This window comes from Pontibacter pudoricolor, assembly GCF_010092985.1.
Lineage (GTDB): Bacteria > Bacteroidota > Bacteroidia > Cytophagales > Hymenobacteraceae > Pontibacter > Pontibacter pudoricolor.
In genome coordinates, this window is record NZ_CP048106.1 from 1,378,440 (window position 1) to 1,393,701 (window position 15,262).

At 46.8% G+C, this 15,262-nt stretch carries 16 protein-coding genes; 4 read left to right on the forward strand and 12 right to left on the reverse strand.

The genetic code is table 11. The annotated features are described in order from the left end of the window. Positions 1-2 precede the first annotated feature (2 nt). The 11 genes from pcaD to GSQ66_RS06015 form a co-directional block, all read right to left on the reverse strand. On the reverse strand, positions 3-818 hold the full coding sequence (gene pcaD, locus GSQ66_RS05965; RefSeq protein ID WP_162426621.1) for a 3-oxoadipate enol-lactonase: 816 nt from the start codon (positions 816-818) through the stop codon (positions 3-5). 131 nt (positions 819-949) lie between these two features. Continuing rightward, the gene (gene catA / locus GSQ66_RS05970) at positions 950-1,867 is read right to left on the reverse strand and encodes a catechol 1,2-dioxygenase (protein WP_162426622.1); all 918 of its coding nucleotides are present in this window, start codon (positions 1,865-1,867) and stop codon (positions 950-952) included. Between the two features lie 48 nt (positions 1,868-1,915). Beyond that, positions 1,916-2,212: a muconolactone Delta-isomerase gene (gene catC, locus GSQ66_RS05975; RefSeq protein ID WP_162426623.1), complete on the reverse strand. Its 297-nt coding sequence runs from the start codon at positions 2,210-2,212 to the stop codon at positions 1,916-1,918. 3 nt (positions 2,213-2,215) lie between these two features. After that, positions 2,216-3,337 carry a muconate/chloromuconate family cycloisomerase gene (locus GSQ66_RS05980; RefSeq protein ID WP_162426624.1) on the reverse strand — a complete coding sequence of 374 codons (1,122 nt, stop codon included), beginning with the start codon at positions 3,335-3,337 and terminating at the stop codon, positions 2,216-2,218. A gap of 146 nt (positions 3,338-3,483) precedes the next feature. Continuing rightward, on the reverse strand, positions 3,484-4,371 hold the full coding sequence (locus tag GSQ66_RS05985; RefSeq protein WP_162426625.1) for a helix-turn-helix domain-containing protein: 888 nt from the start codon (positions 4,369-4,371) through the stop codon (positions 3,484-3,486). A gap of 133 nt (positions 4,372-4,504) precedes the next feature. Beyond that, positions 4,505-5,461 (reverse strand): adenylate/guanylate cyclase domain-containing protein, encoded by a 957-nt coding sequence (locus GSQ66_RS05990; RefSeq protein ID WP_162426626.1) that lies wholly within the window; start codon positions 5,459-5,461, stop codon positions 4,505-4,507. A gap of 24 nt (positions 5,462-5,485) precedes the next feature. Next, on the reverse strand, positions 5,486-5,794 hold the full coding sequence (locus tag GSQ66_RS05995) for a GNAT family N-acetyltransferase (RefSeq protein ID WP_238395835.1): 309 nt from the start codon (positions 5,792-5,794) through the stop codon (positions 5,486-5,488). Then, positions 5,787-6,419 carry an alpha/beta hydrolase gene (locus GSQ66_RS06000; protein ID WP_162426627.1) on the reverse strand — a complete coding sequence of 211 codons (633 nt, stop codon included), beginning with the start codon at positions 6,417-6,419 and terminating at the stop codon, positions 5,787-5,789. Before GSQ66_RS06000 ends, GSQ66_RS05995 begins: the two co-directional genes overlap by 8 nt. Positions 6,420-6,450: 31 nt before the next feature. Beyond that, positions 6,451-6,810 (reverse strand): cupin domain-containing protein, encoded by a 360-nt coding sequence (locus GSQ66_RS06005; RefSeq protein ID WP_162426628.1) that lies wholly within the window; start codon positions 6,808-6,810, stop codon positions 6,451-6,453. Positions 6,811-6,853: 43 nt separating this feature from the next. Further along, the gene (locus GSQ66_RS06010; protein ID WP_162426629.1) at positions 6,854-7,789 is read right to left on the reverse strand and encodes a ring-cleaving dioxygenase; all 936 of its coding nucleotides are present in this window, start codon (positions 7,787-7,789) and stop codon (positions 6,854-6,856) included. A 62-nt stretch (positions 7,790-7,851) separates the two neighbouring features. Beyond that, complete coding sequence (locus tag GSQ66_RS06015; protein ID WP_162426630.1) at positions 7,852-8,388, reverse strand: YceI family protein; 537 nt, start codon at positions 8,386-8,388, stop codon at positions 7,852-7,854. Positions 8,389-9,075: 687 nt separating this feature from the next. Here GSQ66_RS06015 and GSQ66_RS06020 point away from each other — a divergent pair. The 4 genes from GSQ66_RS06020 to GSQ66_RS06035 all read left to right on the forward strand — a co-directional run bounded on the left by GSQ66_RS06020 (position 9,076) and on the right by GSQ66_RS06035 (position 13,375). Continuing rightward, the gene (locus GSQ66_RS06020; RefSeq protein WP_162426631.1) at positions 9,076-9,738 is read left to right on the forward strand and encodes an NADPH-dependent FMN reductase; all 663 of its coding nucleotides are present in this window, start codon (positions 9,076-9,078) and stop codon (positions 9,736-9,738) included. A 175-nt stretch (positions 9,739-9,913) separates the two neighbouring features. Next, positions 9,914-11,380, forward strand: coding sequence for an MFS transporter (locus GSQ66_RS06025; RefSeq protein ID WP_162426632.1), 1,467 nt, complete (start codon positions 9,914-9,916; stop codon positions 11,378-11,380). Between the two features lie 39 nt (positions 11,381-11,419). Then, the gene (locus GSQ66_RS06030; protein ID WP_162426633.1) at positions 11,420-12,685 is read left to right on the forward strand and encodes a M20 family metallopeptidase; all 1,266 of its coding nucleotides are present in this window, start codon (positions 11,420-11,422) and stop codon (positions 12,683-12,685) included. 21 nt (positions 12,686-12,706) lie between these two features. Continuing rightward, positions 12,707-13,375, forward strand: coding sequence for a trimeric intracellular cation channel family protein (locus GSQ66_RS06035; RefSeq protein ID WP_162426634.1), 669 nt, complete (start codon positions 12,707-12,709; stop codon positions 13,373-13,375). A 252-nt stretch (positions 13,376-13,627) separates the two neighbouring features. Here the strand turns inward: GSQ66_RS06035 and GSQ66_RS06040 are convergent, their stop codons facing one another. Next, positions 13,628-15,262, reverse strand: coding sequence for an ArnT family glycosyltransferase (locus GSQ66_RS06040; protein WP_162426635.1), 1,635 nt, complete (start codon positions 15,260-15,262; stop codon positions 13,628-13,630).

A 15,262-nucleotide genomic window follows, 5' to 3' on the forward strand; every position in this document is an offset into this window, starting at 1 on the left:
CTTTATATCAATGGGAAAATTTTCAAATAAAAGTCGCCTTCATTTTTGGCGGCGTATAGTATGTTTTTTGCAAACGCAGCGGGCTGTTCCACACTGGAAAGGTGGTTGGCGTCTAATTGAACATGCCGTGAGCGGGGTATGCTACTGGCCAGGAAATCGCCGTCTTCGGTGGTGGTCACTTCGTCCTTGGTTCCGCTGATAATAAGGGTCGGAACACTCAGATTTGGCAACTCTTCCTTGAAATCCGCATCCCGCACGGCAGCGCAATTGGCAATATACCCTTGCAGGGAGGTTTGTTTGAATTTCTCCAGCACCGCGTCAACTATAGCTTTATGTTCCTGCCTGAATTCAGGGGTAAACCAGCGTTGTGCGGTGCCATCCAGTATGCTCTGCAAGCCATGCTCCTTTACCTGCGCAATGCGTGTGTTCCAGCCTTCTTCCGTTCCGATTTTAGCTGCTGTGTTTGCAATGATGATCTTTTTGAACCGCTCCGGCTTGTGTATACCCAACCACTGCCCGATCAGACCGCCCATCGACAAGCCGCAGAAGTAAACCTTTTCTAACTTTAAATGGTCCAGCAGGGCAATCACATCCTGCCCAAGCTCAGCTATAGTTACCACATCCGAACTGATGGTACTCTGTCCGTGCCCACGCGTATCATAACGCAATATGTTTAGGTATTCCCCTAACACATGCGCTACCTCATCCCACATGGTCAGGTCTGTTCCCAATGAATTCGAAAACACAATGGTATCATCGTGCCCTAGGTCAGCGTAGGTGTAAAAACAGTCGTTATTGGCGATTTTTATAGTTGGCATAGGTATTTTTTCTTTCTTATGATTTTACTGTCAGCTACTTATTAAAATACAGGGGGATGATCCGGCCTAACTTAAAATGCGGATGAGATGGAGCTATAAACTATAGTTCCATCTCATCCGGAAATGATAGGTTAGGCAGGTCCGTGGGTACGCTCGATCTCTGCAGAGAACACGCCTTGCTTCTCCTTGTGTATCTCAAAATCAAAATCAATGGAAGCGAACGGTTCGTCGATGTTGAATTTCTCTTTTGCTTCGGTAGCGGAATACCGGGTAATATGCGGCACCAGTTCCTCGCGGGTAGCAAAAGCAAAATCATCCCAGATAAGCGGGTCTCCTTCGATGTTGATCTGCGTGGTTAGTTTGCGGTGTCCTTCGGCTGTAACAAAAAAGTGAATGTGAGCCGGGCGGCTGCCGTGTCGGCCAATAGCTTTCAGTAACTGGTCTGTGGCTCCGCCCGGAGGACAACTATAGCCAACCGGCAATATGCTCTTGAACCTGTACCTGCCGTTATCGTCTGTGATGATGGCTCTGCGTAAATTGAACGGCGGCTGAGACGAATCAAAGATAGAGTACATACCTCTCAGGTTGCAATGCCATACTTCCACTTTTGCGTTTGGTACCGGTTTGCCGTCTTCATCGCGTACCTGGCCTTGCATGTATAGTCTTTCGCCGCCTACTTCCGGCTCCGTTTCAAGCTCTGCATAGGCATAAGATTCCGGTGCACCCGGCACGTAAAGCGGACCTTCTATCGTTCTTGGGGTGCCACCGGTAATACCGGCTTTGGCTTCGGCTTCATCCATGCGCAGATCCAGGAAGTGTTCCAGTCCGATACCGGCTGCCACCAGTCCCCATTCGTTGTTTTTACCGGTTAAGGTCAACCAGTCCACGGCTTTCCATATCTCTTCCGGCTGAATATCCAGGTCTTCGATGGCGTAGAAAAGATCGCGGGTGAGTCGGTTTACGATCTCTTTGATGCGATCTGAGCCGTGGCCCTGTACCTCTGTCGTTTTTATCCTTTCAATGACGGCGTCTATCTGACTTCTTTCCATGGTCGTAAAGTTTTAAGGTTATAGTTTAGATTGTTACTAGGTGCCTGGTTAGTGGGCTTCTTCTTCGTTTTTGACGGACGAGTAATGCTGGCAGAGCGCTGTAACTTCCAATTCCATAAACGGATAAAGCGGGAGCGACATAAGGATGTCGTGCAGTTCGCCGGCGCTGGCTACATTAAAAATGCTGATGTTAGCGTACTTACCTGCAATGCGCCAGATATGCGTCCATTTGCCCTGCCGTTGCAGATCCTGGGACAGTGCTTTCTCTTTTGCTTTCAGATCATCCACATAGGTCTTATCCAGGTCCAGGGGGATGTTCACTGTCATGTGCACATGAAATAACATAGCTTATCTTCTTTTAAATTTTTCTACCTGATTCATATCCAGCTCCACACCCAATCCCGGCTCCTGCGGAATCTCCATCACGCCATTGCCATATGTGAGCTTCTTCTTTACAATATCTTCGGTTAGTAAGAGCGGGCCAAAGAGTTCGGTGCCCCAGTCGAGGGCAGGAAGGGTGCTGAAAACGTGTGCCGAAGCTACCGTACCGATCGTGCCTTCCAGCATGGTTCCTCCATACAGGCTTATGCCTGCCCCCTGTGCAATGGCCGCCTGTTTCTGAATATTGGTCAGGCCACCTGCTTTGGAAATTTTTAATGCAAAAACACTACCCCCTCCTATCTTGGCAAGCTTAAACGCGTCCGACACTGTTCCTGCCGCTTCATCGGCCATGATGGGTACTCTGAAGTATTGGGTGAGCCGGGCCAGTCCGTCGAAGTTCGTTTTAACTATAGGCTGCTCGATCAGGTCGATGCCTGCATCCTGTAAATACGCAATACCTTGTTTCGCTACACTTTCGGTCCAGGCCTGGTTAACGTCCACTGTCACCATCACATCCGGACCTACAGCAGATTTAATGGCGGCTACATGAGCTACATCAGTCCGCCAGTCGTTACGTCCGATCTTGAGTTTAAAAGCCCTGTGTCTGCCGTTTTCCAGCAGGGTATGCGCTTCCTGTATGTCTTTTTCTGTATCACCGCTGGCAAGTGTCCAGAGCACAGGCAGGCTCTGGGTAACAGCCCCGCCCAGCAGTGTAGCCACTGAAACACCTAATCTTTTGCCCTGGGCATCTAAAAGGGCTGTTTCGATGGCGGACTTTACAAAATGGTTGCCTTTTATAGTATACTCCAGCAAGGCCATGATGGCATTAATACTAAGCACCGATTTACATTGCAGCAGCGGGGCAATGTATGTATCGATCGTCAGCTTCATTCCTTCCGGCGATTCGTCGCCGTAGCTCAGGCCGCCTATAGTTGTGGCTTCGCCTAAGCCTTCTATTCCATCGCTGCAAAACAACCGCACAATCACCATCGTCTGGCTGCGCATAACGGCCATCGATAAATGGTGCGGGCGTATGGTAGGCAGGTCAACTATAACCGATTCAATACGCTCTATCTGTATGTCTTTCATAAAGTTAGCTGTACGAGTAATACATAAAATGAGTGCACACTTACCATGGAAAGTAACCACTCACTAAGTAGTACAAATGTAGACGTACAGCCCTCCGGCGGGTAGGATTTATCCTTTAATACTAAGACAAATCGAACATGAGGTGCTTAAGAATTATTTACGCCTATCTTTTTGCGAAATTCTATCGGGGTCTGACCAGTTCTTTTCTTGAAGATTCTGGCAAAGTAGGCAGGGTCTTCGAAGCCGAGCGTGTAAGATATGTCCGAAACACTGCTCTCCACATCAGCGAGGGCTAATTGTGCTTTTGTGATGAAGTGATCTATCAGGATATCTTTAGGTGATTTACCAGCGATGTTTCTGCAGATGCGGCTAAGATGCCCGGTTGAGATTGACAGTTCATTGGCATATTCTTCCACATGCTTTTTGTAGGATTCTTCTGCCCTGATCAGCTGCTGAAACCTCCGGAAGTAGACTTTACTGCTGTTGGATGAATCAAAGAAGATAGTCTTTCTGCCCAGTGCAATACGGTATAGTTGCACAAGCATCTGCCCTACTAAATGTTGCAGCATTAACAGCCGGCCTGGCAACTGGCTGTTGTATTCCTCCACACATTTCTGCATCGTTTCAAATACCCCGGTAATGGCTTGTTGCTCCGGTGTAACTGCTACCACATGGGTTTCATCCATCCCGAAAATAACATCCGCTTCCCGCTGCAGCATGTGCTCCAACACGGTGTCAGCCAGGTTTAAGATCCAGCCGGTAACGTGCGTCTGATGTATAAAGCCATGTTCAATATTTTTAGGGACAACTATAAAAGCAGGGCCTTGAACCTCGGTTTTTTCTGTTCCGCAGTAAAACGCTGTACTGCCACTCTGGATAAGGAAGATCTGCAGAAAGTTATTGTGGGCATGGAGCTTTACCTGTCCCTGGTGCTGTTTACCAATCTCCCCGAACGGGTGCACGTTAATCAGGCCTTTCGCAAATTCGATGGAGTTTGAACCGTAAAGTCCTTTATAAAAGCGTTTCGGGTGCATGGCGTACGTTCAGACGTTTGAGACTAAAACAAAGGTAATTATCCAACTATAAACCTGTACCTATAAATTTCAGTACCTGCACATATCATTGCTCCGCCGTGAAACCGGTGTGATTGCAGACAGAGCAAATGTATCAGGTTGCGTCAGGTGCTATAGTTGGGAGTTCTGTTTCATAGGGTTTACCGATCAGTTGTACCTCGTAGGCCGTACTTACGCCTTTCAGGTTAATGTGTCCGCAGCCCAGGGAATAAGGTTGATTTCTCAGAAGGCGGTAAGCCAGGTCAGAGATCACAAAGCTGTTATTCAGTTCCCGGGTTGCCGCCTGCAGCCGGGCAGCTATGTTAACCGGATATCCCATCACTGTCAGGTTATTGCTCAGGCCAATGCCTACGTTACCTACAATCACTTTCCCGACATGGACTCCAATACCAACTTCAAACGTATGGTTAAAATAGGGCCGCATGTACGTGTTATTGAAGATCCGCAGGTCTGCCAGAATTTTTAGCCCGGCCAGCACCGCAGACTCCGCAGCCTGCTTAATTTTACTGTTAAGCCCGAAAACAGCATAAAGACCATCCCCTGCCGTTTCTATGATCACGCCGTCGTACTGGGTAATGGCATTCCGGAAAATAGCAAAGATCCGGCGCATGATGTGAATGACATCAAAAGGTAAACTGGCTTCTATAAACGGGGTAAAGTTGCGGATATCGATAAAGAAAAGGGCCATCTTGCGACGTTCCCCCATCACTCGGGTTGTGCTATCATCGGAGCCGTTTATAAAAATATAACGGTCCGTTTCATCCCGGATCAGTCGCTGTACCTCTACCCCTTCCCCCTTTATATTAGACTGGCAGGCAAGCCGCACATTGTCCGGAAACTTCTTTACATTTTTGATGACACGTTCATAGCTAGTAGGCGGGGTAAGCTGTTCCTGGCCTTGCAAAACTAATACCCTACAAGTTGTACATTGCCCTTTCCCGCCGCAGGCATGGTAATGTGGTATGCCGGCGGCCAGCGATGCCTGAAGTATCGTCTGGCCCTCTTCTACGGGCACCACTTTCTCACCTTTGAAATTCACCTGGTAGGGCATCAGCGCTTATAGTTGACTTATAGTTTAAACAATTTCTCCGGCTCCGTCTTTAACCAGGTCCTGGTACTCCGGATGCTTTTTTAGATACGCCCGCATATAAGGGCATAACGGAATTAACTGCAGCCCTCTTTCCCGGATCTGTTCCAGCGCGAATCTGGTCATGGTGCCGGCTATCCCACGGCCTTCCAGTTCTTTTGGCACCTCGGTGTGCAGTACGGTTATCACGCCTGGCCGCAGTTTATATTTGATCATAGCAGTTTGACCTTCTATAGTTGTCTCAAACCTGCCCCGCGCCGGGTTATCTTTCACTTCTATCTCCATTGGCTTATCCATTATCAGCTGCTAAAATGTTGCTTGCCAGTTCCAGCTCTTCCTGCAGGATGGTATGGGGCCGGCCGGGGTATATTTTTTTGGTAACTATAGCACCCAGTTTTTTCATTATTCCTACCGTCTCCTCTACCCTGCTTACGGGCACGTGCGGGTCAGGGTCGCCGGTGCTGATGAGTACCGGAGTGCCTTCAAAATTGCCTTTATACCTGTCTGTAACTAATTTTTGCCCAATAAGGCCGCCGGTAAACGGCAACAGTCCACCATACTTTCTGGCATTTCGGGTAGCGTATTCTGAGGTGAGACAGGCGCCTTGCGAGAAGCCGCCAAGGTATATATGCTCACTCTTTACGCCCTCGTCCAGTATGCTTTTAACAACTCCGTCAAGTAACTCCAAGGCTGAATCCAGGGCAGGCTGATTCTGCTCTTCAGGTGCCATAAAACTATACGGGTACCAACTATGGTTCGTAGCCTGCGGAGCGTATAGTGTAAAGCCCTGTGCGGGCAGATGGTTTGCCAGGTCAAGGATGCTCTGGGCAGAGGCACCCCGGCCATGGACCAGTATCAGTGCCTTGCCAGTTTCCGACAAGGGCTTACCCCGCGTTATCACGTCATTCTTATGTGTATACATGCTACTTTCTTTTATCAACTATGGCGCTGCCTTACTTAAGTGTTACGAAAACGGAGCTGCGTGTTTCAGGCTTCAGGTTCCGGGTTTTATGTCCTTTGCCGGTTGTGTCTTCCAGCAGCAGTACCTCTCCTGTCTCGAATTGCCGCTTTTCGCCTAAGGAGGTTTCTATTTCAATTCCTCCATCCATCAGGAAAAGGTATTGCCGTGCCGGAGCTGTGTGAAAGTCGTAATCATAGGTAGATACTACTTTCCTGAAAATGATACTTTCAGCTTTTTCCGGGTCAGACAAAAAACCAATTTCACCCTCCGATTCCAGTGGCCTCGAAATTTCCTCAAAGCGACTGTCACCGTTTTCGTCGGCATATATTCTGGTGATGGCATAAGCGTCCATAGTCTTCGTGTTTATTAATGATGATGAAACTATAGTTTCAGGTTTAGTCTACCTTAGGCAGAATGGCTTCAATTTCTGCTCTGCGTGGCTCGTACTGTGGCGGCAACAGCAATCCGCTTCCCAGTTTATCCCATGGCTCGTCAATTCCGAAACCCGGATTATCGGTAGCGATCTCAAACAACACACCACCCGGTTCCCGGAAATAAAGCGAATAGAAATAATTGCGGTCTATCTTATTGGTTATGTTGTAGCCAAGCCCGGCGATCTTATCATGAAACTGCATCAGCTCATCTTCGTTCTTCACCCGGAAGGCGATGTGGTGGTTGGTACCAGCGCCGCCTATGCCGCGTGCTTCGTTCGGCAACTCTACCAGATCAATGATATTGGCAGTATCCACTGCATCCGTTGTATAGCGGTAGCGGTTGCCACTCTGCTCCTGAAAGGTATAGCCAAAAATATCCGTCAGGATCTTAGCTGTCTTCTCTTTGTTCTGCAGCGTCAGCGTTACGCCATGGAAGCCTTTGGTTGCCACATTTGCTTTTACTTCGTCGGTTTCCCAAGGCTTGCGGTTATCGCCGTTCTTAGGTATTACCAGTTCCAGTTTCAACCCATCCGGGTCGAGGAAGGTCAGGTATTTTTCACCAAACTTTTCGGATGGCTTGTTGTAGATCACGTTATGCTTTTCAAAACGGTCGATCCAGAAATCGAAGCTGCCTTCCGGCACCGCGTACGCAATGTTGGTGGCCATCCCTGTACCGGCGCTGCCCCGGCGGGCGCCTTCGTGCGGGAAAAAAGTCAGGATGGTACCGGCACTGCCTTTCTCATCTCCGAAATAAAAGTGGTAAGTACCCGGATCATCAAAGTTTACTGTCTTTTTGAGCAAACGCAGTCCCAGTACGTTGGTGTAAAAATCTAAATTTTGCTTGGCCATACCAGCTATCGCCGTGATGTGGTGCAAGCCTGCTATCTTCGTTCCCATTATTCTCTTGTTAAGTTAATATTTTAATAAATCTATAGTTCAGTAGAGGTAACCTTCCTGCCTTATGACTGCTTTACAAGCTGAACATCAGCCTGTAACCTGATCTCGTCACTTACTACTACGCTGCCTGCCTCGGTTACGGCATTCCAGGTAAGCCCGAATTCTTTGCGGCTTATTTTACCATCCACTGTAAAACCGGCTTTGGTCTGACCGTAAGGGTCTACTACTATGCCGCCAAACTCTACGCCTACCGTGACCGGCCTGGTCACATCACGGATGGTCAGGTCGCCATGCAACAGGTAATCGCTGCCACCAACGTTCTCATAACTTTTGGCGTCAAACTTAATCCCGTCGTACTTCTCCACATCAAAAAAATCTGCCGATTTCAGGTGCGCGTCACGCTGTTCGTTATTGGTACTGATAGAGTTTACATCAGCCGTAAAAACAATACGCGCTGCATCCGTGAATTTGTCGCTTGTTGTAACTGCCTCAATGTTGAAGTTTCTGAAGTGTCCGGTCACGGTCGTGATCATCAAGTGTTTTACTTTGAACTGTACTTCACTGTGCATCGGGTCTACTACCCATTTTATAGTTGCCATTTTATTTCTCTATTTATAGTTTACTGCTTGTCCGTGTAAGAACGAACTTCACAAATGTATGTACATTTAATGTATATACATATATATAACGCCTAAGTTTTCCTTTTTGTTCACAATTTGTTGGTTTGTCCTCAATAGCTCATGCTATAGTTATAATCAGAACAGTTAGATCCAGGCTATTACAGATTGTAAAATCCACGTTGAGCTGCTATGCTGCACTTCAGGTAAGCCTCACTTCTGCTTATAAATATTTTCTCTTCCTTTGATCTTTCAGGGGCTTATTAGTTACAACAACATGAAGGGCAACTATAGTTGAGTAAGGCATATGGTGCGGCCTGACTATAGTTACTGATGTTGCACGATTGAAATCCTGGCCAATCCTGCAAGTATAGTTCTGCTCAAAAACTTCCTTCTCATGGATACAGCAAATCACGAACTATAAATAACGGATAAGAGCTATAGTTTACGAGCTCCTGGATTCGCAACCAGCGTCAGAACCTGTAGCTACCAAAGGTTATAGTTGTAATTCGGCATAAGAAAATTACCGGTAATCGGTATTAACCGATCCAGACAAACTATAGCTTTTATACTATAACTATAGTTAAAAACGGAATATAGACTGCTCATTCCCGTACTGCGTACTGTTATAGTATAGTTTTATCATCACTTTTATAAAATAATTTTCTGATGGAAGAGCAGCAAAAAGATAACCGCCAGGGCCATACCAGTTTTCTTGTTTTTTCAGCTTCATTAAGAAGCGATTCGCTAAACACCAGGCTGGCGAAGCTGGCGGCATTGGCCATAGAAAAAAATGGTGGCACCGTTGATTTTGCCAATATGAGCGATTTTGATTGCCCCTCTTTTAACCAGGATCTGGAAGTAGATAATTATCATCCGGAAGGAGCGGAAGAATTCCGGAAACGCATCCTGGCAAACGATGCTTTTATTATTGCCTCGCCGGAATACAATGGTTCCATGCCTGGCATTATCAAGAATGTGATCGACTGGACTTCCCGCTTTCGCCCGCAGCCTTTCAACCAACACCATGCGCTGCTTATGTCTGCTTCTCCGTCTATGGCCGGGGGTAACCGCGGACTCTGGTCACTGAGAATTCCTTTAGAGCACCTGGGCACCAGGGTTTATCCGGATATGTTTTCGTTAGCCTCGGCCCACCAGGCTTTTGATGCGGAAGGCAAGATAAAAGATGACACGCTGGCCAAAAGGTTTGAAGATAATCTTGTCAGTTTCATGAACCTGGTGGAAGCATCCAAACATTATCCGTGCATCAAAAAAGCGTGGGTCGAGTTCCTGGGCGAAAAGACAGAAAAGGAAACCGAACGCGTGGAATAGCCATAGTGATCTTTCAGGCATTCTTCTATCCGAGTAAAACATGAAAAGGTAAATGAAAATCAGGTAGTAATTGGGAATGCAGTAATTGAATGGCAGTATAAAACAATTATTTTATTTCACTTACGGATTATTGTTTTAGAGCCAATTACGTTCAAGTAAAGATAATAACGTGCGTATGGCTTCTTTAAATCAAACCCGTTCGACTACGGCGGACTACCAGGGTACAGACAAACTTATTTTAGGCATCGTTCTCGCTGTTATTACATTCTGGCTCTTTGCTCAAACAACCCTGAACATTGCGCCCGTAATGCAGGAAGACCTGAAAATCAGTCATAACCTCAACAACCTTGCTGTTAGTATCACTGCGCTGTTCTCCGGAATTTTTATAGTTGTAGCAGGTGGATTAGCAGACCGTTTGGGCAGGGTAAAATTGACGTACGTTGGGTTGCTGCTCAGTATTATCGGTTCCTTTATCATCGTTATATCCCCTTCGGGCACTGCCGTATTTCTACTAACCGGACGAATATTGCAGGGCCTTTCCGCAGCCTGTATCATGCCTTCGACCCTGGCCCTGATGAAAGCGTATTACGATGGCAAAGCGCGGCAACGGGCACTTAGCTTCTGGTCTATCGGCTCATGGGGTGGTTCCGGGCTCTGTTCTTTATTTGGCGGCTTGGTTGCCTCCACTATGGGTTGGCGCTGGATTTTCATTATGTCTATTCTTATCGCTGTTATAAGCTATTTGCTGATAAGAGGAACCCCGGAAAGTAAATCGGCAGCTGCAGACGCAAAAGGCTTCGACTGGGCAGGGCTTATCACTTTTATTATCGCCATGCTGGCCATCAATATTGTTATCGGGCAAGGCTCGGAGCTCGGCTGGTTAAGTCCTGCTGTGCTGGTTGGCATCGCTATTTTTATCATTGCCACCATCATCTTTCTAAGGATAGAGAAAAGGAGTGAAAACGGTTTTGTCGATCTGTCGCTTTTTAACAACCAGACATTCTCGGGAGCTACACTATCCAACTTTCTGCTAAACGGTGCTGCCGGTACCCTGCTGGTTTCGCTGGCACTGGTTCAGGCAGAAGCGGGTTTGTCCTCGTTACAATCCGGTTTAATAACAATCGGTTATTTAGTAGCCGTACTTAGCACCATTCGGGTAGGCGAAAAATTACTTCAGCAACTGGGCCCAAGAAAACCAATGTTATATGGCTGCTTCATTACAGGTGTCGGAATTTTACTCACCAGCCTTACCTTTTTAATGGCTGAACAATACATCATCGCTTCCTTTATCGGGTTTACCTTATTTGGTATAGGGCTTGGCTTTTATGCTACGCCTTCTACGGATGCAGCGCTGAGCAATGTGCCGGGTAACAAGGCCGGTTCAGCGTCCGGCATCTATAAAATGGCATCCTCGCTGGGTGCTGCCTTTGGCGTTGCCATTTCAGCAGCCATCTTTTACGGGCTTAGCCAGATGGAAGGTATTCCGCCGATGGCAGATCTTTTCCTGGGCAGAACAGATAACATAACTGTGCGTTTTGCAGCCGGTATAGGGTTGCTGTTTAATGTATTTATGATTGTTATAGCCATAGTTGCCATCCTGAAAACCATTCCGAAGGGTAAGCCAAAAGAAGCAATAGAATAACCCAACGTAACAACTCTAATCCGAATTAACATTATAGTTATGGAAATCCCTCAAATCAAAGCCTTTAATGATAAACTAGACAGCTATATCGATCAGCTGCTCCCTGAACTGGAAGCGATCTATAAAGATATCCACCAAAACCCGGAGTTGTCGATGGTGGAATACCGGACAGCACAGATAGCTGCAGATTACCTGAACAGGTACCAGTTCGAAGTATCGACAGGCATCGGGGTAACGGGTGTGGTAGGTATTTTGAAGAACGGTGAAGGCCCTGTTGTCATGCTCCGGGCGGATATGGATGCACTACCTGTTACCGAAGCCACCGGCTTACCTTATGCCAGTACAAAAATAGCACGGGACGAAGAAGGAACTGAGGTCGGCGTGTCGCATGTTTGCGGGCACGATCTGCATGTAACGTGGCTGATGGGCGCAGCCAGGCTGTTTTCAGAGCATAGAGAACTATGGAAAGGAACACTAATGGCTGTTTTTCAGCCCGGCGAAGAAGTTGGCCGTGGTGCACAAAGCATGATTAACGATGGCATGATGGACCGCTTTCCAAAACCGGACATAATACTTGGGCAACACGTTATGGTGGGCGAAGCCGGTACTGTAAAGTATCGCAGCGGGACTATTTTATCTGCTGGTAACAGCCTGGAAGTAAAACTTTTTGGCCGCGGATCGCACGGCTCTCAGCCTCAAACGTCCATCGACCCTGTGGTAATGGCAGCGGCTACTACCATGCGCCTGCAAACTATAATTTCACGGGAAGTTGCCCCAATTGAGAATGCCGTACTGACCATTGGCGCCCTGCAGGCAGGCACCAAAGAAAATATCATTCCCGATGATGCTACACTCAAACTTAATATCCGCACCTTTAACGAAAATGTAAAGGATCATATTCTTTCAGCAGTAAAACGGATCTGTTGTGCGGAATGTGCTGCTTCCAATGCCCCCAGAGAACCGGAATTCAAAGAATTGGTCAGTTATCCGATGACCGTGAATGATGCCATAGCTACTGAGAAAGTGATTGAAGCCTTTAACGCACAATTTGGCAACAGGTCGTACGAAACCAAACCGGCCTCTGCCAGCGAAGACTTCAGCATTTTCGGGCGGAACTGGAAGGTGCCGTACGTGTTCTGGTTTGTTGGCGGAACTGATCCTGAAATTTACCTGGATGCTAAAAAAAATAACCGGCTAAACACTATTCCCAGTAATCATTCGCCTAAATTTGCGCCTGTACTACACCCGACCTTAAAAACCGGTTTGCAAGCTATGATGACAGCTGCCGCAGCCTGGTTTAATTAAACAGGTCCGGTAGTCATCAGGATGGAAGAACTACACTCTTTATTTTATTTTCTTGAACTGGCCGGTACTTTTGCTTTCGCCATAAGTGGTGCCACAGCCGCCCGAAAACGCAACCTTGACCTGTTTGGCATTTGTGCCATTGCCTTTGTAGTTGCCTGCGGCGGCGGTATTATCCGTGACCTTTGTATCGGGGCTATTCCGCCGGCAGGTTTAACGAACTGGCAATACCTGGTAGTGGCTATCATCGCTGCAGGATTAACAATTCATTTTTTCCCGGTTGTACAGCGGCTAAACCGCCCGGTGCTCTTTTTCGACGCTGTTGGATTATCCTTGTTTGCCGTAACAGGCGCAGAAAAAGCATTACACTACGGACATAATGGCGAAGTGGCTGTTTTGCTGGGTATTACTACAGCTGTTGGTGGCGGCGTAATTCGTGATGTGATGCTTAACCGTGTCCCTGTCATTCTGGAAAAAGAGATCTATGCATCAGCGGCGTTAATCGGAGCGCTGATCGTTGTTTTAGGAAATTACCTGCAGTGGGCATCAGACAATTGGGTTTCCATTATTGCGCTATCGGTTTGTTTTACCATACGCATATTAGCGCTTAGCTTCCACTGGAACCTGCCTACCCCGGCGATAACAAAACTGATGCAGATAAGTAAAGAATCGGGTAGTATAACTGCTCAATGATTAGACCTGCGTCCGGAACTATAGTTGAATCTTAAGCAGCAGTATCAGCGCCAACTATAGTCCATCTTCAACGCTTCTTCCGGATAGCAGGCTTCCCATTCTATAGTTAAAGAACACTTCTACTTTAAACTATAAAAGGCAGCTCCATAAAAACAAATTAGCCAATCGGGTCAGCAGCTCAGAAAAGAAATGGATATCTATTAAAAGTCTGCTTTAACTTCTCTTCTTACGCTCTTCAAACTATAGTTGTCCTCAGAAATAGATATTCCACTTCCCAGCTTTTCTTTTTTTATGCAGATGCTTTAGAAGCCACCGCCGTTCTACCGGTAAATCACCTTTTACTACCAATACAGCGTCCTTTTTTAACAGGTTAGCCAATGCCATTGAGTCTTCCTGTTTGTTAAGTTGCAGAAAGTAATTTTTCCAGTTGGTGTCTGTTTCAAACTGCGTCTCTCGGTTCAGGCTTCGGCTATTGTCCTGTATAGTTACAAAGTTACGGTTCAGCTCAAAGGCTAACGAGGGAAGCAGTTTATCATAGACCACTACTTGTTTATGGCGCATTTCTTTTGCCTGGAGCGCCTGGGCTAACGCAGTAGAACTATTTGTTAGAGATGGATTTGCGGCCAGCAGGTAGGTTGAAAAAGGTAATAACAAAATGGTAAATGTAGCCGATGCCAATAACAGCTTTACCACAGCATCACTCCTGCTTTTCCAGATCAGGTACAGGCATGCCAGCATAAGCAACGGTATACTTAAAACCCAGTATGGAACTGAGAGCTTAACAGGAAGAAACGGCATAAGAAAGAGAGTGACAGCCAGCAGTACATAATAAGCCATTGTCCAGGCTAGTACTTTATGTTTACTTGTATCTGGTAACTGGTTAAGAAGCCAGGCACTTAATAAGGCTACCCCAGAAAATACGGGCAGTATATAAAGCAGAAGTTTTGAGCCGGAAAAAGAAAAAAACAGGAGCGGAATAAGCAACCAGACTATAAACAGCTTTTTAAAACGCTTCTCCAGTTTTCTGACCTGATTTAAATTAAAAAGTAAGATAGCAGACCAGGGCAGACTTAAAGCGGGAGCCAGCACAATATAAAACCACCAGGGTTTGGACCGACTAAACGCCTCGGGATTGGTATAGCGTTCGACTACATGCTGCATTAAAAAATAATCAACAAACTGCCTGTCCTGCAGCATCAGGTAGAGATACCAACCCGTACCTAAAATAAAAAAAACAAGTAAGCCTATAAGCTGATGAACTATAAAGGATTGCCTGCTTGCTTCCGATCTATAGTTGCTAAAACCGATCATTACCAGAACCGGGAAGATTATTCCAACGGGCCCTTTGGTTAGGAAAGCGAGCGCAAGCGCAGTATAAAAAAGATACAGCCAGGCAGGCACTTTTATAGTTTTATACTTCACCCAGGCCCAAATAGACAACAATTCAAAGGTCGCCAGGCAAGAATCAGCGGTGAGGTTACGCACTGACACAAGCACGCCCGGCATAGAAAAGTAAATGAGTAAAGCGGCGATTGCAATTTCCCTGCTCCGAAAAAATTCTTTTGCTAACCTGTACACCAGCGCGCCCTGTATAAGTAAAGATACCTGCAGAAAAAAACGCGCACCAAACCCATTTACTCCGAACAGAGCTAAACCAGAAGCTGAGATGATGTAGGTTAAAGGAGGTTTATGGTAATGCAGAATACCCAGCAAACGCGGATGAAACAAGTCTCCGGACACGAGCATTTCCCGGCTTATTTCTGCATACCGTGCTTCGCTGGTTTCTAAAACGCCCCAGCCGCCGAGGTTGTAAAGTAGCGCCAGAAACATAACGGCCAGTATTACCCAAACTGCGTGGCTACTGTACAACCTGAACTTTGGCAGCAT